The sequence below is a fragment of the Blastococcus saxobsidens DD2 genome (genome assembly GCF_000284015.1).
In the GTDB taxonomy this organism is placed as follows: domain Bacteria; phylum Actinomycetota; class Actinomycetes; order Mycobacteriales; family Geodermatophilaceae; genus Blastococcus; species Blastococcus saxobsidens_A.
This window is the reverse complement of the sequence record NC_016943.1, coordinates 2,078,261-2,101,688: the sequence shown is the minus strand read 5'-3', so window position 1 is coordinate 2,101,688 and position 23,428 is coordinate 2,078,261. Positions and strand designations below refer to the sequence as shown.

Sequence of the window (23,428 nt, the reverse complement as noted above, 5' to 3'; positions counted from 1 at the left end):
CCGGGCGACGCGCGGGGGCTACTGGTCGTAGCGGCGGCGGAAGCGCTCTTCGAGGCGGTTCCTCATGGGCTGGCGAGACCCGCGGCCCGAACGCCCGCGAGCGGCGGACGCCCCGCCCCGGTCCCCGGCGGGACCGGTGGTGGGCTCGACCGCGCCGGTGGCGCCGCGGTAGTGCAGCACCCCGAGGACGGCACCGCCGAAGGCGATCAGGAAGCCCAGCACGCCGAGCGGCACGGATTCGGCGACCGCACCGCCGACGAGGACGGCGAAGCCGACGACGACCAGCAGTGCGCCGATCTGCAGCTTGCGGCGGGCCTTCAGACGGCGATCGCCGGTGCGGACCGAGGAAGCGAACTTGGGATCGTCATCGACGAGGGCGCGCTCGATCTGCTCCAGCAGACGCTGCTCGTGCTCGGAGAGCGGCACGTCGACCTCCAGGTGGGCGGAGCCAGTTCCGTCGGGGGGTCCCCCCGACGGTGCCTCCGAGGATACGAGCCGTTTGCCAGCCGCGAAAGGCGACGGCCCCGCGACCCGCCGGGCGGGGTGGCCGATCACTCCTCCGGGCGGGCGAGCCGGCGGATCATGCCTGGTCAGCGGGCCGTCGCCGTGGGGCGGCCGACCGGTGCACCAACGTCGCCGGGCGGACGGCGCCGGCCCCGAACCGGCGGGCGGCGCGGTCGGCGGCGAGCTCGGCCTCCCGGCGGCCGTGCTCGCGGGCCCCCAGCTCCAGCTGCCGGGGCGCCGAGCCGGCCTCCACGAGCCGCTCCGCCCGCACCCCGACCAGCCTGATGCGGGCCCGCTGGAGCCCGAGGGCGTCGTAGAGGCCGCGCGCCGTGTCGTAGAGCTCCTGCCCCACGTCGGTGGGCGCCCCCAGGGTGCGGCTGCGGGTGATCGTCGCGAAGTCGGCGAAGCGCACCTTGATGCTCACGGTGCGGGCGAGGCAGCCGATGGAGCGCAGCCGCCCGGCCGTCCGCTCCGCCAGGCGCAGCAGCTCCCGGTGGATGACGACGGGGTCGTCGACGTCGGTGGAGAACGTCTCCTCCGCCCCGGTGGAGCGCTCCGGCTCGTCGGGGACGACCCGCCGGGGGTCACGCCCCCAGGCGAGCTCGTGCAGGTGGGTGCCCGCGGCTGCCCCGAGCGCCCGCTGCAGGGTCCTGGCCGGCACGTGCGCCAGGTCGCCCACGGTGCGCAGCCCCAGCCGCAGGAGCGTCTCCTCGGTCTTCGGGCCCACCCCCCACAGCGCACTCACCGGCAGGGGGTGCAGGAACCCCATCACCTCCGGGGGCCGCACGACGAGCAGCCCGTCGGGCTTGGCCCGGGTGGAGGCCAGCTTCGCCACGAACTTGGTGCCGGCCACACCGACCGAGCAGGTGATGCCCTGCTCGTCGAAGACCCGTGCGCGCAGGTACTCACCGATCTCCACGGCGTTCCCCAACCGGCGGCCGCTTCCTGCGACGTCGAGGAACGCCTCGTCCATGCTCAACGGCTCGACCAGCGGGGTGATCGAGCGGAACAGTGCCATGACCGACCGGGACACCTCGCCGTAGAGCGCCATGTCCCCCGGCAGGACGGTCGCCGTCGGGCACAGCCGCAGCGCCCGCGCGGTGGGCATCGCGGCGTGCACCCCGTAGCGGCGGGCCTCGTAGGTGGCGGAGGTGACCACCCCCCGGTTGCCGGCCCCGCCCACGATGACCGGTGTACCGGCCAGCTCCGGGCGCCGACGCACCTCGACGCTGGCGAAGAAGGCGTCCATGTCGACGTGCAGGACGGTGCACCCCTCCGCCCGGCCCACCCCCGATCCCACGCCACCCCCCCTTGCTCGAACATGCGTTCGACCAGCAGAAGGGTAGCGGGTGTGCACCGGGCGGAGCAGCCGCTCCGCCCGGCGCGCCGCGGTCAGCCGACGGAGACCCGCTCGGCCTCGGCGTCGTGCTTGCTCGGCCACATCTTGGCGCCGACGACGCCACCGAGGGCGGCAGCGGCGATCGAGAGCCCGAGCCCCAGGACCGCCCAGGCGGCGGCCGACTGCGCCACATTGGACACCTCGCCCGCCGCGATGTCGGGCAGGTTGGCCTGCTGGATGCCGGCCACGTCGGTGACCACCCCGGCCAGCGAGCCGAGGAGGGCGCCGCCACCGAACAGCGTCAGGATCAGCAGGGACACGATCGTCAGCGCCCACACCAGGATCCCGTGCAGCAGCCCGTCGCTGACCCCCCGCCACACCGCCGTGGCGGCCGCGGTCAGCCCGCCCAGGAACAGGGCGATCAGCCCGTTGATGCTGCTCCACAGGTCGGCGCTGTTACCGTCCGCCGGGCCGACGTCCCACAGGCCCAGCGCGAGGGTGGCCAGCTGCAGCAACAGGAACGTGGGCATCGCGACCACCAGGCCGGCCCACACCGGCCCCCACCGGACGCGGTCGCGTCGCGACGGTGCCACGGACACCTCGGTGGGCCGCTCGACCCGCTCCTCCGTGCGGTAGACCGGCGGGGCCGCCGCCGCGCGGGTGGCACCGTCCACCGGCTCCGCCCGGGTCACGGCCTCCTCGCGGATCCCCTCGTCCTGGAAGCCGCCCTCGGTACGTGCTCGACCTTCGGTCATGACCTTCTCCTCTCATCGTTCGTGGTCTCACCGGTCCGGGAACAGGGATGCCCGCGATGTCGGGCGCGCCACACACGCCGGCCCGCCGTAACAGGATCGAGACATCCCGTCGGCCGGCCGGCCGCGAACGCCGAGGCCGGCGCGGACGTGTGGACCGGCCGTGGGCGAGGTACAGCAGGCCTCGCAGGGCCGCCGTCCGGCGGCCCGGTCGATCGGATCGGAGGAGCCAGTGGCGCTCGACGACGAGGACAGGGTGAGCTCGGAAGGACCCGCCGACGGCGGCGCCGGCGACGGCGGTGCGGACGGCGGCGCCGGCACGCCTCCGCTGGGCAACGCGCCCAGTGCCGCGTACGGCAACGGGGACGGCGGTGCCGATGGCGGCGCCGACGGCGGTGCCGATGGCGGCGACGGCGGTGCCGATGGTGGCGCCGACGGTGGTGCCGATGGTGGCGCGGACGGTGGCGCCGACGGCGGTGCGGACGGTTCGGCCTGACCGAGGACCTGGCCGCGCAGGGCCGGGTGGAGCAGCAGCTCCGCCCGGCCCTGCGGCGGTGCACGAACATGGCACCGGAGCTCTTCGGCGCCCGGTACTGGGCGCGCCGCCCGCTGCTCACGCGGGCTGAGGACACCGGCAACTCCTTCACCGACCTCCTGGACCTGCCGGCGGTCGACGAGCTGCTCTCCCGCCGGGGTCTGCGGACGCCGTTCCTGCGGATCGCCAAGGACGGCGCCGTCGTCGACGCCAAGCGGTTCACCACCTCCGGCGGCGCAGGCGCCGAGATCGCCGACCAGGTCTCCTCCGACGCGGTCCTGCGGCTGTTCGCCGACGGAAGCACCGTCGTGCTGCAGGGCCTGCACCGGCTCTGGCCGCCGCTGATCGAGTTCGCCGACCAGCTGGCCGCCGACCTCGGCCACCCCACCCAGGTGAACGCCTACATCACCCCGCCGTCCTCCCGCGGCTTCAGCCCGCACTACGACGTGCACGACGTGTTCGTGCTGCAGGTGGCCGGCGAGAAGCACTGGACCATCCACGAACCGGTGCTCCCCGACCCGCTGCGCACCCAGGTCTGGACCGACCGGAGCGCCGAGGTGGCCGCCGCCGCGGAGGGCGAGCCGGTCATCGACGCGGTGCTGCGCCCGGGCGACGCCCTCTACCTGCCCCGCGGATATCTCCACTCGGCCAAGGCGCTCGGCGCCATCAGCGCCCACCTGACCGTCGGGATCCACTCGGTCACCCGCTGGGCCGCCGCCGAGTCGGTGCTGGACCTGGTGCGCACCCTGGCCGCCGAGGACCGGTCGCTGCGCGGGTCGCTCCCCCTGGGGATCGACCTCGCCGATCCCGACGCGGTGGCCGACGACGTCGCCGCCGTCGTCGACGGGCTGCGGGAGTGGCTGGACCGGGTCGATCCGGCGGAGGTCGCCGACCGCCTGCGCGCCCGCACCTGGGCCCAGGTGCGACCGGAACCCGTCGCGCCGCTGGCGCAGTCGGCCGCGGCCGCGGCGTTGACGCCCGACACGGTGCTGCGGCTGCGGGCGCGGCTGCGGGCCACCCTGCGCGACGGCGACGACGGCCGCATCACGCTGCTCGCCGGCCGGCGCACGCACACCTTTCCCGCGGACGTCCGGCCGGCGCTGGCCGAGCTGCTCGCCGTCGGCGAGCTGAAGGTCGGCGACCTGCCGGGGCTGGTCCCGGCCGAGCGGATCACCCTGGCCCGCCGCCTCGTCACCGACGCGATCGCGACCGTGCCGGATGCGACCGCCGCGGACGCCCCCGCGTCTGCTTCCCCGGCCGGCGGGCACGATGGGGCCCATGGTGGCGCGACCGGGGAGCACCGGTGATCCGGCAGCGGACCCGGTCGGGGGCGTGAGCGACCCGGCCTCCCCGGGACGCGAGGACAACTGCCGCACCGACGTCCCCGCCCGTCCGCCCGGCCGCCTCGACGGCAGCCGCTGCTCGGTGCAGGCCCTGGCCCGCGCCGACTCGAGCATCGCGACGGCGTCGCCGGTGTCCCGCTGGCTGCTGATCGAGCAGCCAGGGCCGTGGGGCCGCCAGGCGCTGCTGGACTCGCGCTTCGACGCAGAGGTCGCGCCGCTGCTCGCCGAGCGGGCCGCGCGTGCGGGCGTGCGGGTGCTGCTGGTCCGCCGTCCCGGGGACCGGCTGGCCGACTCCGGCCGCCGGTGGGGCTACGCCGACAGCCGCCCCGGTCGGGAGGGGCTGTGGTGGTCGGTGCGGTCGTCCGACGCCGACCTGCTCACCGCTCCCTGGGACGGCTCGGTCGGCGAAGCGGCGCCCGGGCAGACGTACCTGGTCTGCACCCACGGCGGGCACGACGCCTGCTGCGCCCTGCGGGGCCGGCCGCTGGCCCGCGCGCTGCCGACGCCCGGGCCGGCCGACGTCTGGGAGTGCAGCCATCTCGGCGGTGACCGGTTCGCCGCGAACCTGCTGGTGCTGCCCTACGGCTTCTACTACGGGCAGGTGCCGGGCGACGGCGGTCTGGTCGTCGCCGCGCACGACCGCGGCCAGGTCGCCCTGCCCTGGCTGCGCGGCCGGGCCGGGGTCGCCGCCCCGGCGCAGGCGGCGCAGCACTACGCGCGTGAGGAGCTCGGCCTGCTCGGCGTCGACGACCTCGCCCCGCTCGGCGTGACCCCGCTGCAGTCGGACGGCGCGGAGGCCGAGCGGTGGGAGGTGACGCTCGCCGGGACGGCCGGGTCGGTCGTCGTCGTCACGGTGGAGAGCCGGCCCGCACCGGAAGCGGTGCGCCTCACCTGCCAGGCCGTCCGGCCCGGGCGGGTGCGCACCTGGCACCACCTGGCGCTGGCCACCCGCCGATCCGACCCCTGAGGGCAGAGCTGGCCATTTCTGCCCTCAGGTGAGCGCGCGACCGCGGGCGGCCAGGAGCGGGATCGCCAGCTCGGTCGCCGTCAGCGACCCGTGGTAGGCGGCCAGCCGGCTCGGTCCGGGCTCGTGCCGGGAGCTGATCAGCGCCCAGCTGCCCCGGGCCAGCGCGACGACGTCGCCGATGCGCGCGGCCAGTGCGTCGTCCACCACGCCGAAGACACCGCTGGCGACGGCCTCGTCGCGGCCGACCACCCAGGCGCGGTCGCCGAGGACGCCCCGCCAGCGGTCCAGGACGTCGGCCGCCGCACCGGGCTCGGCGTGCACGTAGCGGGCCCGGGGCTCCCCGGCCAGCAGGCGCACGCCGTCGGCCAGGTCCGGCTCGTCGTCGAGGTCGAGCCGGGTGTGCGCGGGGACGTCGAGCATCCCGTGGTCGGCGGTGACCAGGAGCGCGGCGTCGTCGGGCAGTTCGTCGACGAGCTGCTCGACGATCCGGTCGACCAGCGCGAGCTGGGCGCGCCAGCTGGGCGAGTCGACGCCGCGGACGTGGCCGGTCAGGTCCAGCTCGGCCAGGTAGCCGTAGACCAGCGCCCGGGGACCGGCGTCCAGCGCGGTCCGCATCAGGGCGGTGAGGTCCCCCGGCCCGACCGCGCCGGTGTAGTTCGCGCCGCGGTAGGCGGCCTCGGTGAGCCCCGAGCCGGCGTAGGCCCAGGGGCCGACCGCCGTGACAGCCACCCCGTCGGCGGCGGCTCGCTGGAAGACGGTGGGCTGCGCCATCCAGTCGGCCGGGTCGGGGTCGTCGGCCCACTGGGTGTGGTTGAGGGTGCGATCCTCCCCCGGCACGTCGGTGATGAACCCGAGGATCCCGTGGCTGCCCGGCGGCAGCCCGGTGCCGAGGGTGGTGAGGCTGACCGGCGTCGTGCTGGGGCAGGGCGCCTGCAGTTCGCCGGCCGGGCTAGTCATCGCGGCCAGGGTGGGCGCGAGCCCGGCGTGCGCCCGGATCAGGTCGGCGCCCAGGCCGTCGACGAGCAGCACCGCGACGCGGCGTGCGCCCTGCAGCGCGGTGGTGAGGCCGAGCGGGTCGACCGGCAGGTCCCCGCGCGGAACAGGGGCGCCGAGCGCCGCGGCGACACCGGGCAGGACGTCGGCGAGGGTGGCGGCACCGTAGGACGGCCGGTGCAGGTCGGGCGGGAGCCCGGCGTCGTCGACCGGCCGGGTCACGGTCGGGTGGCCAGCAGATGCAGGCCGGCGGCGACCTCGCGGTAGGGCGAGGCGCCGGCGAGCGCGAGCTCCAGGACGCGGACGTCGGCCGGGTCGGCGCCGGAGGCGGCTTCCAGCAGGTCGGCGACCACCGAGACGCCCCGCCAGGCGCCGGCGTCCAGGCCGGCCCCGTCGACGAGGGCGAGCAGAGCGTCCGGGGTGAACCGGCGGCGCACCGGACGGCCCGGGATCGGCCCCCGGTCGGCCAGCAGCGCCAGTGCATCGGCGGGGTGGCCGGCGAGGGCGCGGGCGAGCACCGCACCGGCGCGGTTGGCGACGGCGAGGCTGACCTGCCCGCCGGACCGAACGGCGCCGGAGATCTCCCGGAGGGTGACCGCGGGGTCGTCGACGACCTCGAGCACCGAGTGGCACAGCGCGAGGTCGTAGCCGCCGTCGTCGGCGAGGACCTCGTGCAGCAGGTCGCCGTCGCCCTGGACGCCGCGCACCCGCTCCCCCACACCGGCGGTCTGGGCACGGCGGTGGAGGGTGGCGAGCGCGTCTGCGCTCGGGTCGACGACGGTGACGGTGTGGCCCAGGCGCGCCAGCGGCACGGCGAACATGCCGCTGCCGCCGCCGACGTCCAGCACACGTACCGGGGTGCCGGCGCCGACGAGCGGGTCGAGCGCGGCCCACACGGCGGCGGTGCGGGCGGGCAGCTGCTCCGCGGTCGGTTCGGTCGGCACCTCAGCGAGCCTAGTGGCGGGCGACTCCGGGCACCGGCTACTGCCCGTTGCGCCAACCTGGATCCACTGTCGCTGGTCGCGTGATCGCGCGCCGGAATACCTTCCTCGACGAGCTTGGCCAACCTTGGCCAAGATGCGCTAGCATCTGGGTCGTGCTCGTCAATGTCGGCCAAGCCAAGACGGATCTGTCCAAGCTGCTCGCGCGGGTCGAAGCCGGCGAGGACGTCGAGATCGCCCGCGACGGCGTCCCCGTGGCGCGGCTGGTGCGGATCGACCGGTCCTCATCGCCCGGGGCGCGCTTCTTCGCGGCCCGTGGCGCCCTTGCCGGCCGCATCTCGCTGGCGGACGACTTCGAGTTCACCGACGCCGAACTCGACGACATGCTGGACGAGCCGACGTGAGGCTGTTGCTGGACACGCACGTCGTGCTCTGGGAACTGGGGGGAACGCGACGCGTCTCTCGAACCGCTCAGGAGGCGATCGAGCAGGCGACGGAACTGTTGTTCAGCGTCGTCTCCTTCGCGGAGATCGGCGTGAAGGCGGCGATCGGCAAACTGACGGTGCCGCGGAACCTGCATGAACACGTTCTGCGCAGTGGCCTCCAGGTCCTTCGCCTCGACTCCACTCATGGCCTCGCGGTCGCGGATCTACCGCTGCACCATCGTGACCCGTTCGACCGGCTGCTCATCGCGCAGGCTCGTTCCGAACAGCTGACGATCGTCACCGCCGACCGCCGCATCGCCGACTACGACGTGCCGTTCATCGACGCCGGCTGAGGTTGGCGTCCGTCGGGCTGGCACTGTCCCGCAGGACGATCCCCGGACGGGCATGCGTCCGCGCGACTGCCGACGGGCTGTCAGCTCTTCTTGAGCTCTTGAGCGAGCATCACGATGATGCCGCTGGGCCCGCGGACGTAGGTGAGCTTGTAGACATCCCCATAGGTCGCCACACCGCGCAAGGGGTGGCAACCGTGACGCGCCGCTATCTGCAGGGTGTGCTCGAGATCGTCGACCGAGAAGGCGACGCGGTGCATCCCGATCTCGTTCGGCAGCGTGGGCTCCGTCTCGATCGCGTCGGGGTGGATGTACTCGAAGAGCTCGAGTCGACCGTTGCCGTCCGGCGTCCCGAGCATGGCGATCTTGGCGTGGTTGCCGTCGAGGCCGACGGCGGTGTCGCTCCACTCACCGCGCACCTCGTCACGGCCGAGGACGGTCAGCCCGAGGTCGGTGAAGAAGCCGATCGTGGCTTCGAGGTCGCGGACGGCGATGGCGACGTTTTCGATCTTGATGGGCATGCGCGGCACGCTACCGAGTTGCCTCGCGGACGCCGGGCGCCGTCGCCGCGGATCGTCTATCGGTACGACTGCCGCAAGGTCGGGCCAGGATGGGTAACCAGCGTTAGGCGCGGGTCTGGGTGACGGGCGAACCGCACAAGCGCATGCTGCGTCCCATCCCACCGCCGATCCCCAGTCACATGACCGCGAGCCAGTCGGAGCAGTTCACGTCGCTCTCGTTCCAGGTCCACACGTCGCCGCTGCGCTTCCCGCACGCAGTTCGTGTCCCCGAGCTGCCCACGTCGTAATGGATGAGGGCAGTGTCCGGGTCAGGCCACTGCCAGCAGTTGGGGGACGTGAACGGGGAGCAGTACGCCCGGTCGTGGCGTTCTGACCCACCGATCCGCATTCCTGTCCTACAAGGCGAACGTCATACGGGACCGTGCATGTCACCCTGGGTAGGACTGATCGGGCAGACCGTAGGACCCGCCCGGTGCAGATGCCCGCACAGGGGCGCCTACCGAGACGGACGAGCACGACCTGGATCGGGTGAGGTCGTGGATGAGGGCAGCCCCGTTGTCGACGACGACGAGGGCCTCGACCGCGACGCTCCGTCGTTCCGGTCAGGTGGGGACGGCGTCGGCGGCCCGCTTGATCTCGGCGATGTCGATGCGGCGCATCTGCAGCATCGCCTGGGTGGCCCGCTGGGCGCGACCGGGCTCTGGATCGCTCAGCAGGCTCATCAGCTCGGTGGGGGCGACCTGCCAGGAGACGCCGAAGCGGTCCTTGAGCCAGCCGCACATGCTCTCCTCGCCGCCGTCGGTGAGCCGATCCCAGTAGTGGTCGGCCTCCTCCTGGTCGGCACACATGATCTGGAAGGAGATGGCCTCGCTGTGCGGGAACTGCGGGCCGCCGTTGAGCGCGACGTACTCCTGCCCGTCCAGGGTGAAGCTCACCGTCATCGCCGTCCCCTCGGGCATCGGCATGTCGGGGCCGTAGCGCGAGACCTCACCGATCGAGGAGTTCGGGAAGATCGTGGTGTAGTGCGCGGCCGCCTCCTCGGCCTGGCCGTCGAACCACAGGCACGGGATCTGCTGGGGCATCGGGGGTCCTCCTTCGCGCTCCGGCCGGTTGCCGGTGTCAGGGAGTAGACGGTCGCTGGCCGGCGAACTCATCGGCCGGCGCGCGCTCCGGGCGGCGGGATGATCGTTTAGCGGTTCGCGGCTCCGGGGCATCTGTTCTCGGTCAGTGCTTCCGACGACCGAGGAGTTCCCATGGTCAGGTCCACCCGTCCGCGCCTGCTCCGCACGACCGCCGCCGCGCTCGCCATCACCGCCGCCTCCTTCACGACGGCCGCCTGCGGCGACGACGTCGTCGACGACGGGGTCGAGCAGAACATCGAGGAAGGCGTCAACGACGTCGAGGAAGAGGTCGAGGACGCCACCAACTGACCACGGCTCAGCCCGGCGCCGACGTCGGGATGGCCCCCTCCCGGGCACCGCCCCGAGCGTGCGAGTGTGGGGAAGAGGGGATCCTTCCTCAGTGACCCGAGCTGCCCGGGCTGGAGTGCCAGAGCTTCCGGGGCGGCCCCGACGCGGCCCGCCGCGCGGCGACCTTGGTCTCGTCGCCGGCGGGCTTGATGTCGGCGTACGGCGACATCCGGAACCCGGTCGGGTGGACGAGCACCGGCCGCACCATCACCGGCCGGGAGTTCCGGGACGCGGCGGCTCCGGTTATCGCCTGCTCGGTGTACGCATCGCCGTCCCCCACCCGCCCAGCCGCCATCAGCTCGGCGACCGACTCCAGACCGCCGGCCTCCCACGCCTCGTGCAGCGCCGGCAGCTCCCAGGCGCCGGTGGCCCGCAGCGACATCCCGCGCGGCCCGGTGCGGCGCAGCACCCCCCGGATCACCAGCAGCCACGAGTGGAAGACCGTCGCGGCGTAGGGGCCCTGGGCGTCCTCGAAGAAGGTCGAGTCGGTGCACCCGGAGCCGTCGTCGAGGGTCACGAACACCACCCGCTTGCCGGAGCGGATCGGCGGCGTCTGCGTGGCCACCTTCACCCCGGCCACCAGCACCTCCGAGCCGCTGCGGCACCCGAGCAGCTCCCCGGCCGGGACCGCGCCGATCGCGGACAGGAACGGCCGGTAGAAGTCGATCACGTGCCGGCTGGCGTCCAGCCCGAGCACCTCCAGCTCCGCGCGCACCAGCTCGGCATCGGTGAACTCGGGCAGCCCGCTGCTCTCCGCCCAGGAAGGCCCGGCGGCCTGCCCGTCGGACTCCTCGCCGGAGATGTCCATGCCGATCTGGCCCATGCCCATCAGGTCCAGGCTCAGCTGCCCGTCGGAGCCGGCCCGAGCGCCGCTGCGGCTCCACCGGTCGAGTTCGCTGATCTGCAGCAGCAGGTCCCGCCGGGTCACCTGCCGGCGCCGTCGGGTCGGCCGGCCGGCCTCGCGGTCGCGCATCCCGAAGCCGTAGAGGGAGTCGAACCCACCGGCCAGCACCAGCCGCTCGACCACCGGCCGGGACACCGACGCCCGCGACCAGAAATCCGTCAGTGACCGATAGGGCTGCCCGGTGACGATCCGGGCCACCTCGTCGTCGGAGATGCCCTTCACATCGGCCAGCGACAGCCGGATGCCGTACCGGGACGGGTCGGGCATCGCCACGGGCATCCACTCCGGCCGTCGCCAGCCGTCCCGATCGAAACCCTCACCCTCCACTTCATCCTCAGTTCTGATCGCGTCCTCGCTGGTCAGCCGCTCGACGCGGTAGCTGCCGGCCGAGGCGTTGACGTCGAGCCCCAGCACCCGGACGCCGAAGTTGCGGGCGTCGTCGAGGATCAGCCGCTTCGGGTACATGCCCGGGTCGTGGGTGAGCACCCCGGCCAGGAAGGCCGCCGGGTGGTGCGTCTTCAGCCACGCCGACTGGTAGGTGGGCAGCGCGAACGCCGCCGCGTGCGCCTTGCAGAAGCCGAACGACCCGAAGGACGCCAGCACCTCCCACACCCGCTCGGCCACCTCCACCGGGTAGCCGGCGGCCAGCGCCCGCGGCACGAACCACGCCCGCACCTCGGGATGGGCCTCCTTCTCCCCCAGCGCCCGGCGCACCTCGTCGGCCTCGGCCAGCGTGCAGCCTGCCATTCGGGACACCACCTGCAGCACTTGCTCGTGGAAGACCACCACCCCGGCGGTCTCCGCCAGCGCGAACTCCAGGTCGGGGTGCGGGTACTCCGCGTCCCGCCAGCCGTTCCGGGCCATGAGGAACGGGGTGACCATGTCGCTCTTCACCGGCCCGGGCCGGAACAGCGAGATGTCGATGACGAGGTCCTCGAACGTCTGCGGCCCGAACTTGCCGACCAGCTCGCGCTGCCCCGGCGACTCGATCTGGAACATGCCCAGCGTGCGGGTGCTGCGGATCAGCTCGAACGTCGTCGGGTCGTCCCGCGGAACGGCGTCGATGTCGACGGTCTCGCCGTCGACCCGGGCCACCTCGTCGAGGGCGTGGGAGATCGCCGACTGCATCCGGATGCCGAGCAGGTCGAGCTTGAGCAGCCCGAGCTCCTCGACGTCGTCCTTGTCGAACTGGCTCATCGGGTAGCCGAGGTAGCTGCTCTCCACCGGGGTGCGGTCCAGCAGCGTGGCGTCGGACAGCAGCACCCCGCAGGGGTGCAGGGCGATGTGCCGGGGCAACCCGTCGAGCCGGGACACCAGGTCGAACAGCAGGTCCAGGTCGCCGGAGCCGCCGGTCCGCTTCGAGCCCAGCCGGCTGGCCCGCAGCTCGGGCAGGTCGCGCAGCGCGGCGTGCACCTGGTTGGCGCGGATGTGCGGGAACGCCTTGGCGACGGCGTCGACCTCCGCCTGCGGCAGCCCCAGCGCGGCGCCGACGTCGCGGATCGCGTGCCGCACCCGATAGGTGTCCATCATCGAGATGCAGCTGACCCGGTCAGCGCCGAACCGGTCGATGACCGCGTCGTAGACCTCCATCCGGCGCGCGGACTCCACGTCGATGTCGATGTCGGGCAACTGGTGGCGCAGCGGCGAGAGGAACCGCTCCATCAGCAGCCCGTAGCGCAGCGGGTCGACGTCGGAGATGCCCAGCAGGTAGGTGACCAGGCTGCCGGCCCCCGACCCGCGCGCCGCAGCGCGAACCCTCAAGCTCTTGATGAGGTCGACCACGTCGGCGACGGTGAGGAAGTAGGACGGGTAGCCGAGCCGGCCGATCACCCCCAGCTCCTCCTCGAGCCGCTGCCGCACCCGGGCGGTGGGGGCCATGCCGCGCCGGCCCAGCCCGGCCTCGCAGCGGGCCCGCAGCACCTGCGCCGAGCTCATCCCCCGCTCGGCCGGGGTGGTGACGACGTCCAGCTCGGGATACCGGACGCTGCCGATGCCCAGGTCGCCGGCGATGTCGACGGCGCACTGCTCGGCCAGCCGGGCGGTGCGCTCGAGCAGTCGCAGCGCCGCGTCCCGGTCGGGGCCGACGAGGTCCTCGGCGACCTCGGTCATCTCCTTGCCGGACTTCAGGTAGCCCTCGGCCGTCGTGCGGTCGACGTGGCGGGCACCGAGCGGCACCAGCCGCCGGGCGGCGTCGAGCACGTCGGCGGTCGGCGCGTCCAGGGCGTCGACGTGTCGGACGGCGTTGCTGAGCACCACCGGCACCTGCTGCTCGGCGGCGAACCGCAGCATCGCCTGGGCGCGGGAGCGGTCCCCCCGGCCCCGGTGGTGCACCACCTCCAGTGCCAGCCCCGGGCCGAAGACCGCGCGCCAGGCGTCCAGCTGGTCGGCGGCCAGATCGGCCCGGCCGGCCAGCAGCGCCCGGCCCACCGGCGAGTCGGGACCGAGCAGCGGGACCAGCCCGAGAGCGTGCTCGGCGGCGATCGCCAGCGAGCTCACCGGCTCCCCGCGGGTGCCGCGCAGGTGGGTGGCGCTGGTGAGCCGGCACAGCGACCGCCAGCCGGCACCGTTCCGCGCCAGGAAGGTGACCCGGGGCAGCCGCGGGTCGACGGTCGCCCCCCCGCGGGCCGGGGCCCGGCGGGCGGACGCCGCAACCCGTGCGCGCGGAGCCCGCGCTGCGGTGGGGTCCTCTCCGAGCACGTGCGCGAGCGCCGGCGGGACGCTGGTGCCCAGCGCCGGCGCTACCGCCAGGTCGACCCCGAAGATCGGGCGGACCCCGGCCGACCGGCAGGCCAGCGCGAACTTCACCGCGCCGTAGAGCCCGTCCCGGTCGGTCAGGGCCAGCGCGGACATACCGTGCTCGGCGGCGCGGGTGACGAGATCGGCGGGGTGGTTGGCCCCGTACCGCATGGAGTAGCCGGAGGCGACGTGCAGGTGGACGAAGGGGTCACTCACGCGGCTTCCTCGCTGTCCCCCGCAAGCGGGAGGTGCCCCCAGCTCGTCAACCGCATGACCGTGACTGCTCTGTCTCCCGGTGAGCTCGCAAGCTCGCTCACTTCCGGGACCCGGCGGACCGGGACGAGGCGCCACCGACCACGTGCGGCCGCGGATAACGGGGCGACTCGGGGAGCGGCGTGCTGCCCAGTGCGGTCTCGACCACGGCGAGGAAGGCTCGGACGTCGCGGACGAGGTCGTCGGCCTGCCGCTCGGTGACCGCCCGGGACAGCCCGGCCTCGGCCGCGGCGCGCTTGCTCGCGCCGGCGGCGAAGAAGGTGGCCCACTCCCCCAGCTCGGGTGCGACCTGCCCGAGCAGGACCCAGGCGCTGCGCGGACGGCGGCGCCCGCTCTCCGGCCGGGTGCGGGCGGCCAGCACCGCGGCGGCGGCACGCAGCGCCGCGAGGTGGGCGGTGGCGTACCGCTCCCGCGGATCGGTGGCCGCGGCGGCCTCGATCAGCCCCCGGTGCGCCTGGTCCAGCAGGGTCGCGGCAGCAGCAGGCAGCGCCGGGGGCAGCGGCAGCTGGTCGGCCGGCACGGCGCGGGCGGCGCCCATCAGTCGTGCACCCGCACGAGCCACCACCGGTTGCCCGAGGCGTCCCACGAGATGTCGTAGACCCCGGCGAAGCTCATCCGGGACCGCCCGGCCCGGACCGCCTCGACCCGCCAGACCTCCCGCGGCGCCACCAGATCGGCGGAGGCGCCTCCCGCGTCGGCATCACGCAGCCACCACGGCGCCGTCTCGATCCAGGAGTCGAGCAGTTCCCCCACCTCGTACCGGGACTGGCCGCGCCAGAACTGCACCGGGCCTCGCGGACCACGCTCGACCTGGACCTCTTCGCCGGCCCGACCGACGACCTCACCGAGCACCCGACTCATGACAGACTCCTCCCGCACCCGTCGCGCCGGTCCGGACCGTGCCGGCGGGCGGGGAAGGACCCGGAAGGCACAGGAAGCGACGCTGTTCGAACGCTTGTTCGAACGAGTCCAGTACATCCGACCCTCCCGCCGTCGTCAAGCTGGACGCACCGCCGGCGTCGAAAAGGTGCATCGCCGCGAGCGACATCCCACGGCCATGCCGCACCCGACGGCCGAGGCCACCGCTCGTGCCAGCGCGCCGATCGACGTCTCCGCGGGAACGTGGTCACAGGCTGACCCTCGATGACGTTCCCGCGGGAACGTCTCGGCGCAGAGCCCCCCGGTGAGGGTTCTACAGATCGAGGATCAGGGAGAGGGCCTCACCGACCCGCTGCATCTCATCGAGGGTCAGGAAGCCGGCGAGCTCAGTGAGGCGGTCGACATCGACCGTCGCGAGTTGGTCACACATGACCAGGGTCTGCTGATCGGCGATCTCCACGACCGGCCGGAAGCTGGTCTTGCGGGCGCTCGTGCTGGTGAACGCCACGACACATGTGCTCAAGGTCAGCCAGTCCGGCTGCAACACGACTGCATATCGGCGACCTTGCTGTTCGTGCCCTCTGCCACGCGCCGGCAGCCGGTAGACCTCACCCCTCACGCAGGGCAGCCATGTCCTGCTGGATGGCTCGAACCTCGGCGAGGTCGAGCGGGTCCTCCTTGATGGCGCGGGCTTCTGCGGCCGCGACCTGACGCCGCTCGTCGCGCCGCATCGCCTCCAGAGCGGCCCGGATCACCTGGTCGGCGCTCTGACGCCGCGAAGCGCCCAACTGCATGAGCATGTCGCGGGTGCTGGTCTGGACCTTGACGGTGGTGGTGTCACCCATGCTGGCAGTCTACTCAAGGTAGACGACTGATTCGTTCCAGGAGCAGGGCGCGCCCCTCACTCCTCGGCGCCAATCAGTTCTCGAACGGCGGCAGCCAGCTCGGCCCGTGCCGCGGAGCGTGATCCGCTCGTCGCAGCGGATCGCCGCACCCGGTTCCTGGCACGTTCACCACGCTTGCGACTCCGCCGCACCAGCCCGGACCACCGCTCCGTTTCTCAATCGCTCGCGGACCGCAGATACACGATCTCTCCAGGACCTGGCAACGATGAGGTCTCGGCGGCGGCGGTCAAGGCGGTGACGAGGGCGCCGATGAAGCCGCGGTTCTGTGGAAAGGCTTGCCCGGTCACCATCACGATCCCCGAGTGCTGGCGCCCCTCGGTCAGCGACCGCTGATGCAGCCGCACGAAGTCGCCGACATTGACAGTCACGACAACTCGGCCGTCCACGCGAGCGAGATCGAGCACTGCATCGTCCGGCACAGCACGGAAGTCGGCTCGTTCGGCGACGGCGATCGCGTCGAACCCCCGAGAGCGCAGTTCCTGCGCGACTCGCGGACCGATCATCTCGTCCAGCAGCAGCTTCACCGGCGGAGCAGTGACGTCTCCCGATCTGCCGCGGTGGCGCACTCGCCCTCCACCCGGTCGGCATAGGCGACCAGTGCATCGACTTCCTCGGGGTAAGCCCCCCAGTAGTCCAGCGCCATGCGGATCATCCGGCGGGGGACACCGGTGTTGTCCTCGAGCATGGCCATCAGCTCCTCATCGGAGAGCTCCGGCTCGGCACTCCGCGCCGCCTTCACCGCCCGGATGACCTCCCAGACGTCGGGACCCCCGACGACGGTCGCGCGCCGCCCGGTCGGCCCCTCCCGGAACAGGATCCCTGGGTGCTCGTCCATGCGAAGGCCCTCGTCGACATACCTCGCCGCAACCGCCGAACGGGTCAGACCCGGGTGCCGGGCGACATAAGACGCCAGCCGAGCCGTCACGGGCGCGTCGAACCGGATCGAGGTGGGCGTCGTCATGCACTACATCGTAAGTCGCCGTAGCCGACGCGACCAGTGTGGCAGCAACAGCTCCGATAGAACCGGACCCTCACGTCACCCCTCGTCATGGTCGACCCCCACCGCCTGAAATCGTCCGGGTCGGTCAGGGCGGTGAACCCATGCAGCTCTACCGGCCGTCCTCCTAGACCACGTACACGTCAATGGCGAGCCGGGATCGCACCCATGCCGGCACCCGCTGCGCGGCGGGCAGGGCGGTGTCCGGGACGACGACCGCGTAACGGGCGCGCGGCCCCGGCTCGTCGGTCGGTGATGTTGTCGATCCGCCGGTAGCCGTCAACCACATCACCCTCGTGGACGCGCGTTCGGCCGCTGATCGACCACAGCGGCTCCACTCTTGCCGATCGAACGCATGTCAACGTAACATTGACATGCGGAGATCGCCGGGAGCGCCCGGAAGCACGGCATCGCGGAAGCCGACATCCTCCACGCCTGGCGCAACGTCTACGCCGCCGCTGAGCAGGAGTACGACGGCGAGATCCGCATCATCGCCATCGGTCCCGCCCGCGACGGTGCCTTCTTGGAACTCGTCCTGGTCCCCGCCGATGAACCCACCCGGATCATCCATGCCGACAACGCCCGCCCGACCTTTCTCTCCCGACTGAACCTGAGGTGATGAGCATGCCCAAGGCCACTGTCCACGACGAGGCGACCGCCACCGAGGAGTGGCTGGACAACCTCGACCCCAGCAAGCTCGACTTCCGGGACGCCACCCACGTCCGGCGGATCATCGCCGCCAACGAGGATCTGGCCGCCGCCGAGCACCGACTGCGCGAAGCTGTCGCCGATGCGCGTGCGGCCGGTGACTCCTGGGTGATGATCGGTGCCGCGCTCGGCGTCACCAGGCAGGCCGCGCAGCAGCGGTTCGGCGCGCGCGACTGACACCGTCGATCAGACAGCCGTACCGGCCTGCTCTCCGTCCCGGGCCACCAGGGCGCACGCGTCCCTGGCCGGTGGCAGGATCGACGCATGAGCCCGCCGGACCACCCACGGGTCACCGAGGTCGAGCAGCTGCTCCGCGCGGCCGGTGCCACCGGCCAGGTGCGCCATCTGCCCGACAGCGCCCGCACCGCCGCCGCAGCCGCCGCCCAGCTCGGCGTGCCGGTCGGCGCCATCGCCAACAGCCTGGTGTTCGACGTCGGCGGCACCCCTCTGCTCGTCCTGACCAGCGGCGGGCACCGGGTCGACGAGGTCCGGGTGGCCGAGTTCCTCGGCGTCCCGGCGCTCACCCGGTCCACCCCCGAGTTCGTGCGGCGGCACACCGGCCAGGCCATCGGCGGCGTCGCGCCGATCGGGCACCCCGAGCCGATCGGCACGCTGGTCGACGTCGAGCTGGCCCGCTACCAGGAGGTGTGGGCGGCCGCCGGGCACCCGCACACGGTCTTCCCCACCAGCTACGACGAGCTGCTCCGGCTCACCGAGGGCACCCCGGCCGAGGTGGGGGCTGCGACCGCCCCTACGGCGGGGGTGTTCACCCCGTGACCGACACCCGGCCCACCTCCCGCATCGTCGAGCTCCCGCCGTCGTGGATGCGCGAGCACATGCACGAGGTGCTCACCGTCTACGGCCTGGCGATGGGCTACGACTCGGGCGTCGTCGCCGGCCGGTACGGCTACGCCGTCCAGCACACCGAGCGGCCCGGGTTCCGCGCGGTGGGGGCCTTCGCGCAGACCGGGACGGGTGGGGGCGAAACGGCCGAGCGCCTGGTCGGCTTCGGCTACGGCTACCTCGTCGCCCCCGGGCAGTGGTGGCACGACCAGGTGCGCGCCGCTCTGGACCGGCGGACGGCGAAGAAGTGGCTGCCCGGCGCCTTCGAGGTCTGCGAGCTGCACGTCCACCCCGACGCGCAGAGCCAGGGGCTCGGCCGGCAGCTGCTGCACGCGCTCGTCGAGGGGCTGCCGCACCCGGTGGCCCTGCTCTCCACCCCCGATGCCGACACCAAGGCCTTCCGGCTGTACCGCGCCGACGGGTTCGTCGACCTCGCCCGCGGCTACCACTTCCCCGGCGACTCCCGGCCGTTCGCCGTCCTCGGCGTGAAGCTGCCGCTGCATCCACCCGCCCCCTCCGCGACGAACTCCCGGGCGTGACCTCACCCGCCGTCCCGCCCGAGCCCGTGGACGTCGTCGTCGTCGGCTCCGGCCACAACGGCCTCGTCGCCGCCTGCTACCTCGCACGCGACGGCCTCTCCGTCGAGGTCGTCGAATCCGACGAGGTCCTCGGCGGGGCGGTCTCCACCGTCGAGCGCTGGCCCGGGGTGCGGGTCGACCGCGGTTCCAGCGCGCACGTCATCGTCCGGCACAGCGGCATCGTCGAGGAACTGGACCTCGCCGCCCACGGGCTCCGCTACATCGACTGCGACCCCTGGGGCTTCGCCCCCGCGCCCGCTCCGGGCGACGCCGGACCCGACGGCCGGCCGCTGGTCTTCTCCGTCGACCTGGACGCCACCTGCGCCTCGATCGAGGCGGCGTGCGGCGCCACCGACGCCGCCGCCTACCGGCGGTTCGTCGCGGTCTGGCAGCCGCGCAGCCGCGCCGTCGTCGCCTCGTTCGGCCGGGCACCGTCGGCCGGCGGCCTGCTCCGTTCCTTCTGGCCGCTCGGCGCGCCCGCCGAGGGCCGCGCCCGCACCCCCGGCGGCGAGCTCGCCGTCGACTTCCTCGGCTCGGGGGACGCGCTGCTCGACCGCTGGTTCACCAGCGAGCGGCTCAAGGCGGCGCTGGCCTGGTTCGGCGCCCAGTCCGGCCCGCCGATGTCCGAGCCCGGCACCGCGGCGATGGTCGGCTGGGTGGCCCTGCTGCACGACGTCCCGCCCGGTCACCCCGTCGGCGGCTCCGGCGAGCTGACGCAGGCACTGCGGCGGCGGCTGGAGTCCGACGGCGGCCGGGTCGTGCTCGGCGACGGCGCGGCACGGCTGCTGGTGGACGACGGCCGGGTGGCCGGGGTGGAGACCCGGTCGGGGCGGGTGGTCCGCGCGCCGGCGGTGGTGGCGGCCTGCCACATCGGCGTCACCCGCGAGCTGGCCGGCGACGCCGCTCCCCCGGTGCTCGCCGACGCCGCCCCGCCGATCGGCAACGGCTTCGGCCTGGTCGTGCGGGCCCTGACCGACGCACCGCCGTCCTACCCGGGCGTCGCGGCGGCCGACGCGCTGCAGGGCCTCCAGCTGCTGTGCACCGACCGCGGCCAGCTGGCCGCCGCGCACGGCGACTGGGGGGCCGGCCGGGTCCCCCGCGAGCCGGTGCCGCTGGCCATGTCGTTCTCCGCCAGCGACGACACCCTCGCCCCGCCCGGGCAGCACGTGGTCACCATCTGGGGCCAGTGGTACCCGTACGCGCTGGCCGACGGCGGCGACTGGGACGCCCTCGCCGACACCGAGGCCCGGCGGCTGGTCGAGGCCGTCGACCGCTACGCCCCCGGCTTCACCGCCTCCGTCCGCGAGGTGCACGTGCAGACCCCGCTGGCCCTGGAACGCGAACTGTCCCTGCCGCGTGGCAACGTCATGCACGTGGAGATGGGCCTGGCCAGCATGTTCGCCTTCCGGCCCGCACCGGGGCTGTCGGGCTACCGCGTCCCCGGCCTGCCCGGCCTCTACCTCGCCGGCGCGTCCACGCACCCCGGCGGCGGGGTCTCCGGCAACTCGGGGCGGACGGCGGCACGCACCGTGCTCGCCGACCGCCGGGCGCTGCCCCGCGCCCGCGCCGCGGCCGGCCGGGCGCTGCGCCGGTGGCGGATCGGGGCGGCGGAATGACGGCCGCGGCCACCCACCTGGCGGTGCCGCCGGTGCGCCGGGCGGTTCCCCTGGTGCTGGCCGGTGCGCTGGTGGCGACGGCGATCGCCTACCCGCTGAGCTCCGGAGCGGCCCGGGACGTCGTCTCGTGGACCATCGTGCTGCTGGGCTCGGCGCTGTCCGTGGCACACGCCGGGCTGAGCCGTGGGGCCCGGACCGGTGCCGGGGTGTTCGTGCTGGTGGCCCTCACCGCCGTCGTCTTCGAGTCGATCGGCCTGGCCACCGGCTATCCCTACGGGACCTACACCTACAGCGACACGCTCGGCCCGACCGCGCTGGGCGTGCCGTTCCTGGTGCCGCTGGCCTGGCTGATGATGGCCTGGCCGAGCTGGCTGCTGGGCGAGTTGCTGGCCCGCCCGGTCCGCGCCTCGTTCCGGCGGGCGGCCCGCATCGCCTGGGCGGCCGCGGTCTTCGCGGCGTGGGACGTCGTCCTCGATCCGCAGATGGTCCACGCCGGCTACTGGACCTGGGCCGACCCCACGCCCGGCCTGCCCGGGATCGGGACCGTGCCGCTGACCAACCTCGCCGGATGGCTGCTGGCGGGCGCGGTGCTCATGACCCTGCTCGACGTGCTCGTCGGCCGGACACGGGTCGGCGGATCCCCCCGGGTGGGGCCGGCCGCCCCGCTGTTCGCGCTGGGCTGGATGACCCTCGGCGGTGCCCTGGCGCACGCCGGCTGGCTCGGGCTGCCCGGTTCCGCGGCCTGGGGCGCCGGTCTCGGCGCGGCCGTGCTCGTCGTCCTCGCGGTGCAGCACCGGCGCGCGGGGCGCCGGTGAGCGGGCGCCTGCTGGGCACGCTGACCGGCCTCGCCGTCGCCGGCGCCGCGCACGCCGCGGTCAACGCCGCGCTGTTGCGCCGTCCCCCGGCCGGCCCCCCTGCGGTCGCCCGTCCGGTCACCGTCGTGCTGCCCGTGCGCGACGAGGCCGACCAGGTGGCGGGGTGCCTGGCCGCCCTGCTCGACCAGCGGGGCGTCGACCGGTTCCAGGTCGTGGTGGTCGACGACGGCTCCACCGACGAAACGGCCGACGTCGTCCGTGCGGTCCACGACCGTCGGGTCCGGCTGGTGACCGCTCCCCCGCTACCGCCCGGTTGGCTGGGCAAGCCGCACGCCTGCGCGGTCGGTGCCGCCGAAGCGGAGGGCGACGTGCTGGTGTTCGTCGACGCCGACGTCCGGCTCTTCCCCGATGCGGTCGCCGCCGCGGTGGCGGTGCTCGACGCACACGGGCTGGACCTGGTCTCCCCCTGGCCGCGCCCGCTCGCCGTGGGCCCGGCCGAGCGCCTGGTGCAGCCGCTGTCCCCGTGGCTCTGGACGACGACGCTGCCGCTCCGGCTGGCCGAGCGCTCGCCCCGGCCGTCCCTGGCCGCCGCCAACGGCCAGTTCCTCGTCGTGCGGCGGGCCACCTACCAGCGGGCGGGCGGGCACGAGGCCGTGCGGGGCGAGGTGCTCGAGGACATCGCACTGCTCCGGGCGGTCAAGCGGGCCGGCGGGCGCGGTGGGCCGATCGACGGCTCGCGGCTGGCCGCCTGCCGGATGTACGAGGGCTGGCCGGCGCTGCGGGACGGCTACGCCAAGTCGCTGTGGGCCACGGTCGGCGGGCGCCCGCTGGCCGGGGTAGCCGCGGCGGCGGCGCTCACCGCCGTCTACGTCGTCCCGGCGGTGGCGGCGCTCGGCGGGTCGAGGGTGGGCATGATCGGGTACGCCGCCGGCGTCGCCGGGCGCGTGGCCGGCGCCGTGGCAAGTGGCAGCCGGGCCTGGCCGGACGCCCTGGCGCACCCGGTGTCGGTGCTGGCGCTCGACGCGCTGATGGCCCGGTCGGTCCTCGGCCGTCGGCGCGGCACGCTCACCTGGCGGGATCGGCCCCTGTAGGCCGTCCCGCCGGCTCCCCCGCCACGGTCCGGACGACCTCACGCGCCGCGGCACGGCCCTCGGGAGCCGGGACCAGTGGATAGACGTGGACGGCGCCCTCGCAGGTCACGAGGCGGAGCCGGGCACCGTCGGCCGTAGCGCGGTCCCGGAGGAGGAGGGCATCGGGCAGGCAGATGTCGCGGGTGCCGACGTAGAGGTCTATCGGCGGAAGATCAGCGAGGGATCCGTTGAGCGGACTGAGCCGTGGCTGGGTCGGGTCGTCGCCTCCGGCCCACGCCCGCGCCGCCTCGTGCAACCCGGCCGTGCTCAGCCACGGATCGCGGGCCTCGACGGCAGGGAGGTCGGGGTTGCTCAGGGTCAGGTCGAGCCACGGGGCGATGAGCACCAGCCGGCCCGGCTGCGGCAGCCCGACGTCGCCGAGGGTCTGCGCCAGCCCGAGCGCCAGCCCCCCGCCCGCCGAATCGCCCACCATGCTGATCGCGGGCGCCTCGACGTCGGCCACGAGCCGTCGGTAGACCTCGGTCAGGAACGGATACGCGTCCCGGTAGGTGTGCTGCGGGGCGAGGCCGTAGCTGGGCACCTCCACGCGCACGCCCGCGTCGGCCATCCGCGAGATCAGCGCCCAGTGCTGCGGGGAGATCTCGCTGATGTAGGCGCCGCCGTGGAGGTAGATCGCGGCGCGTCCGGCAGGCCGGTCCCGCGGAGCCACCGTGTGACAGTCGAAGCCGCCGACCCGGCGGGTGCTGACCGCATGCCGCTTGCGCAGCTTCGCGGGCGGCTCGGACGGCCCCTTCGGCCCCGCCACTCGTGCGCGTCCCCGTTCGGCCGTGCCCATCCGCGGCTTGTAGGCCAGGCGCAGGACCGCGGCGATCGCCTTCATCTGCAGGCTGCTCATCTGGGGATCCCTCTCCCGTCGTCCGGCGGCTCGCGACACCCTAGAGGGC

The 23,428-nt window shown here is 74.1% G+C and carries 28 protein-coding genes; 12 read left to right on the top strand and 16 right to left on the bottom strand.

Translation table 11 applies throughout. The features are described 5' to 3' along the window. Window positions 1-18: 18 nt before the first annotated feature. The 3 genes from BLASA_RS09935 to BLASA_RS09925 all read right to left on the bottom strand — a co-directional run bounded on the left by BLASA_RS09935 (window position 19) and on the right by BLASA_RS09925 (window position 2,598). Window positions 19-426: a DUF3040 domain-containing protein gene (locus BLASA_RS09935; RefSeq protein ID WP_014375996.1), complete on the bottom strand. Its 408-nt coding sequence runs from the start codon at window positions 424-426 to the stop codon at window positions 19-21. Window positions 427-580: 154 nt separating this feature from the next. Continuing rightward, window positions 581-1,804: a DNA polymerase IV gene (gene dinB / locus BLASA_RS09930; RefSeq protein WP_014375995.1), complete on the bottom strand. Its 1,224-nt coding sequence runs from the start codon at window positions 1,802-1,804 to the stop codon at window positions 581-583. A gap of 92 nt (window positions 1,805-1,896) precedes the next feature. Continuing rightward, on the bottom strand, window positions 1,897-2,598 hold the full coding sequence (locus tag BLASA_RS09925; RefSeq protein WP_014375994.1) for a hypothetical protein: 702 nt from the start codon (window positions 2,596-2,598) through the stop codon (window positions 1,897-1,899). A gap of 160 nt (window positions 2,599-2,758) precedes the next feature. On the opposite strand from BLASA_RS09925, the gene BLASA_RS09920 reads away from it, so the two are divergent. From BLASA_RS09920 to BLASA_RS09910, 3 genes are all read left to right on the top strand, one after another. Continuing rightward, entirely contained in the window at window positions 2,759-3,091 is a 333-nt protein-coding gene (locus BLASA_RS09920) for a BatC protein (protein WP_231839675.1), read from the top strand. Window positions 3,092-3,159: 68 nt separating this feature from the next. Next, on the top strand, window positions 3,160-4,437 hold the full coding sequence (locus BLASA_RS09915; protein ID WP_231839600.1) for a cupin domain-containing protein: 1,278 nt from the start codon (window positions 3,160-3,162) through the stop codon (window positions 4,435-4,437). Between the two features lie 25 nt (window positions 4,438-4,462). Then, a complete protein-coding gene (locus BLASA_RS09910; protein WP_231839599.1) occupies window positions 4,463-5,440 on the top strand; it encodes a sucrase ferredoxin in 978 nt (325 codons plus the stop codon). A gap of 24 nt (window positions 5,441-5,464) precedes the next feature. Here BLASA_RS09910 and BLASA_RS09905 read toward each other — a convergent pair whose 3' ends face one another. Both BLASA_RS09905 and BLASA_RS09900 read right to left on the bottom strand, forming a co-directional pair. Then, entirely contained in the window at window positions 5,465-6,655 is a 1,191-nt protein-coding gene (locus BLASA_RS09905) for an alkaline phosphatase family protein (RefSeq protein WP_014375990.1), read from the bottom strand. After that, window positions 6,652-7,377 (bottom strand): methyltransferase domain-containing protein, encoded by a 726-nt coding sequence (locus BLASA_RS09900; RefSeq protein WP_014375989.1) that lies wholly within the window; start codon window positions 7,375-7,377, stop codon window positions 6,652-6,654. The genes BLASA_RS09905 and BLASA_RS09900 overlap by 4 nt, the downstream gene beginning before the upstream one ends. Window positions 7,378-7,457: 80 nt before the next feature. Between BLASA_RS09900 and BLASA_RS09895 the strand changes: the two genes are divergently transcribed. Both BLASA_RS09895 and BLASA_RS09890 read left to right on the top strand, forming a co-directional pair. Continuing rightward, window positions 7,458-7,778, top strand: a complete 321-nt coding sequence (locus BLASA_RS09895) for a type II toxin-antitoxin system Phd/YefM family antitoxin (protein ID WP_231839598.1) — start codon at window positions 7,458-7,460, stop codon at window positions 7,776-7,778. Next, window positions 7,775-8,152 carry a type II toxin-antitoxin system VapC family toxin gene (locus BLASA_RS09890; RefSeq protein WP_014375987.1) on the top strand — a complete coding sequence of 126 codons (378 nt, stop codon included), beginning with the start codon at window positions 7,775-7,777 and terminating at the stop codon, window positions 8,150-8,152. Before BLASA_RS09895 ends, BLASA_RS09890 begins: the two co-directional genes overlap by 4 nt. Window positions 8,153-8,232: 80 nt before the next feature. On the opposite strand, the gene BLASA_RS09885 is transcribed toward BLASA_RS09890, so the two are convergent. Continuing rightward, the gene (locus tag BLASA_RS09885; protein WP_014375986.1) at window positions 8,233-8,670 is read right to left on the bottom strand and encodes a VOC family protein; all 438 of its coding nucleotides are present in this window, start codon (window positions 8,668-8,670) and stop codon (window positions 8,233-8,235) included. A 602-nt stretch (window positions 8,671-9,272) separates the two neighbouring features. After that, entirely contained in the window at window positions 9,273-9,752 is a 480-nt protein-coding gene (locus BLASA_RS09880) for a VOC family protein (RefSeq protein ID WP_014375984.1), read from the bottom strand. Between the two features lie 171 nt (window positions 9,753-9,923). Between BLASA_RS09880 and BLASA_RS25000 the strand changes: the two genes are divergently transcribed. Next, window positions 9,924-10,100 carry a hypothetical protein gene (locus BLASA_RS25000; RefSeq protein WP_014375983.1) on the top strand — a complete coding sequence of 59 codons (177 nt, stop codon included), beginning with the start codon at window positions 9,924-9,926 and terminating at the stop codon, window positions 10,098-10,100. Between the two features lie 88 nt (window positions 10,101-10,188). Here BLASA_RS25000 and BLASA_RS09875 read toward each other — a convergent pair whose 3' ends face one another. From BLASA_RS09875 to BLASA_RS24995, 8 genes are all read right to left on the bottom strand, one after another. Next, window positions 10,189-13,995 (bottom strand): DNA polymerase III subunit alpha, encoded by a 3,807-nt coding sequence (locus BLASA_RS09875; protein WP_014375982.1) that lies wholly within the window; start codon window positions 13,993-13,995, stop codon window positions 10,189-10,191. A 97-nt stretch (window positions 13,996-14,092) separates the two neighbouring features. Continuing rightward, window positions 14,093-14,590, bottom strand: a complete 498-nt coding sequence (locus BLASA_RS09870) for an SAV_6107 family HEPN domain-containing protein (RefSeq protein ID WP_014375981.1) — start codon at window positions 14,588-14,590, stop codon at window positions 14,093-14,095. Next, on the bottom strand, window positions 14,590-14,913 hold the full coding sequence (locus tag BLASA_RS09865) for a DUF6504 family protein (protein ID WP_014375980.1): 324 nt from the start codon (window positions 14,911-14,913) through the stop codon (window positions 14,590-14,592). The genes BLASA_RS09870 and BLASA_RS09865 overlap by 1 nt, the downstream gene beginning before the upstream one ends. A 331-nt stretch (window positions 14,914-15,244) precedes the next feature. Continuing rightward, window positions 15,245-15,550, bottom strand: a complete 306-nt coding sequence (locus tag BLASA_RS09860; RefSeq protein WP_041775705.1) for a type II toxin-antitoxin system PemK/MazF family toxin — start codon at window positions 15,548-15,550, stop codon at window positions 15,245-15,247. Continuing rightward, window positions 15,540-15,776 carry a hypothetical protein gene (locus BLASA_RS09855; protein WP_014375978.1) on the bottom strand — a complete coding sequence of 79 codons (237 nt, stop codon included), beginning with the start codon at window positions 15,774-15,776 and terminating at the stop codon, window positions 15,540-15,542. The genes BLASA_RS09860 and BLASA_RS09855 overlap by 11 nt, the downstream gene beginning before the upstream one ends. Window positions 15,777-15,991: 215 nt before the next feature. Continuing rightward, window positions 15,992-16,360: a DUF5615 family PIN-like protein gene (locus tag BLASA_RS23435; RefSeq protein ID WP_014375977.1), complete on the bottom strand. Its 369-nt coding sequence runs from the start codon at window positions 16,358-16,360 to the stop codon at window positions 15,992-15,994. Beyond that, window positions 16,357-16,797 carry a hypothetical protein gene (locus BLASA_RS09845; RefSeq protein ID WP_014375976.1) on the bottom strand — a complete coding sequence of 147 codons (441 nt, stop codon included), beginning with the start codon at window positions 16,795-16,797 and terminating at the stop codon, window positions 16,357-16,359. Before BLASA_RS09845 ends, BLASA_RS23435 begins: the two co-directional genes overlap by 4 nt. Before the next feature lie 394 nt (window positions 16,798-17,191). Further along, window positions 17,192-17,404, bottom strand: a complete 213-nt coding sequence (locus BLASA_RS24995) for a hypothetical protein (RefSeq protein WP_041775704.1) — start codon at window positions 17,402-17,404, stop codon at window positions 17,192-17,194. Between the two features lie 53 nt (window positions 17,405-17,457). Between BLASA_RS24995 and BLASA_RS09835 the strand changes: the two genes are divergently transcribed. The 6 genes from BLASA_RS09835 (at window position 17,458) to BLASA_RS09810 (ending at window position 22,484) form a co-directional block, all read left to right on the top strand. Next, on the top strand, window positions 17,458-17,718 hold the full coding sequence (locus BLASA_RS09835) for a hypothetical protein (protein WP_014375974.1): 261 nt from the start codon (window positions 17,458-17,460) through the stop codon (window positions 17,716-17,718). Window positions 17,719-17,805: 87 nt separating this feature from the next. Next, a complete protein-coding gene (locus BLASA_RS09830) occupies window positions 17,806-18,318 on the top strand; it encodes a YbaK/EbsC family protein (protein ID WP_014375973.1) in 513 nt (170 codons plus the stop codon). After that, complete coding sequence (locus BLASA_RS09825; protein WP_014375972.1) at window positions 18,315-18,923, top strand: GNAT family N-acetyltransferase; 609 nt, start codon at window positions 18,315-18,317, stop codon at window positions 18,921-18,923. The genes BLASA_RS09830 and BLASA_RS09825 overlap by 4 nt, the downstream gene beginning before the upstream one ends. Further along, complete coding sequence (locus BLASA_RS26265) at window positions 18,920-20,578, top strand: phytoene desaturase family protein (protein WP_014375971.1); 1,659 nt, start codon at window positions 18,920-18,922, stop codon at window positions 20,576-20,578. Before BLASA_RS09825 ends, BLASA_RS26265 begins: the two co-directional genes overlap by 4 nt. Further along, window positions 20,575-21,393, top strand: a complete 819-nt coding sequence (locus BLASA_RS24555) for a carotenoid biosynthesis protein (RefSeq protein WP_014375970.1) — start codon at window positions 20,575-20,577, stop codon at window positions 21,391-21,393. Before BLASA_RS26265 ends, BLASA_RS24555 begins: the two co-directional genes overlap by 4 nt. After that, the gene (locus BLASA_RS09810) at window positions 21,390-22,484 is read left to right on the top strand and encodes a glycosyltransferase (protein WP_014375969.1); all 1,095 of its coding nucleotides are present in this window, start codon (window positions 21,390-21,392) and stop codon (window positions 22,482-22,484) included. The genes BLASA_RS24555 and BLASA_RS09810 overlap by 4 nt, the downstream gene beginning before the upstream one ends. Here BLASA_RS09810 and BLASA_RS09805 read toward each other — a convergent pair. Beyond that, window positions 22,459-23,379, bottom strand: a complete 921-nt coding sequence (locus BLASA_RS09805) for an alpha/beta hydrolase fold domain-containing protein (RefSeq protein ID WP_014375968.1) — start codon at window positions 23,377-23,379, stop codon at window positions 22,459-22,461. The genes BLASA_RS09810 and BLASA_RS09805 overlap by 26 nt on opposite strands. Between the last annotated feature and the right edge of the window lie 49 nt (window positions 23,380-23,428).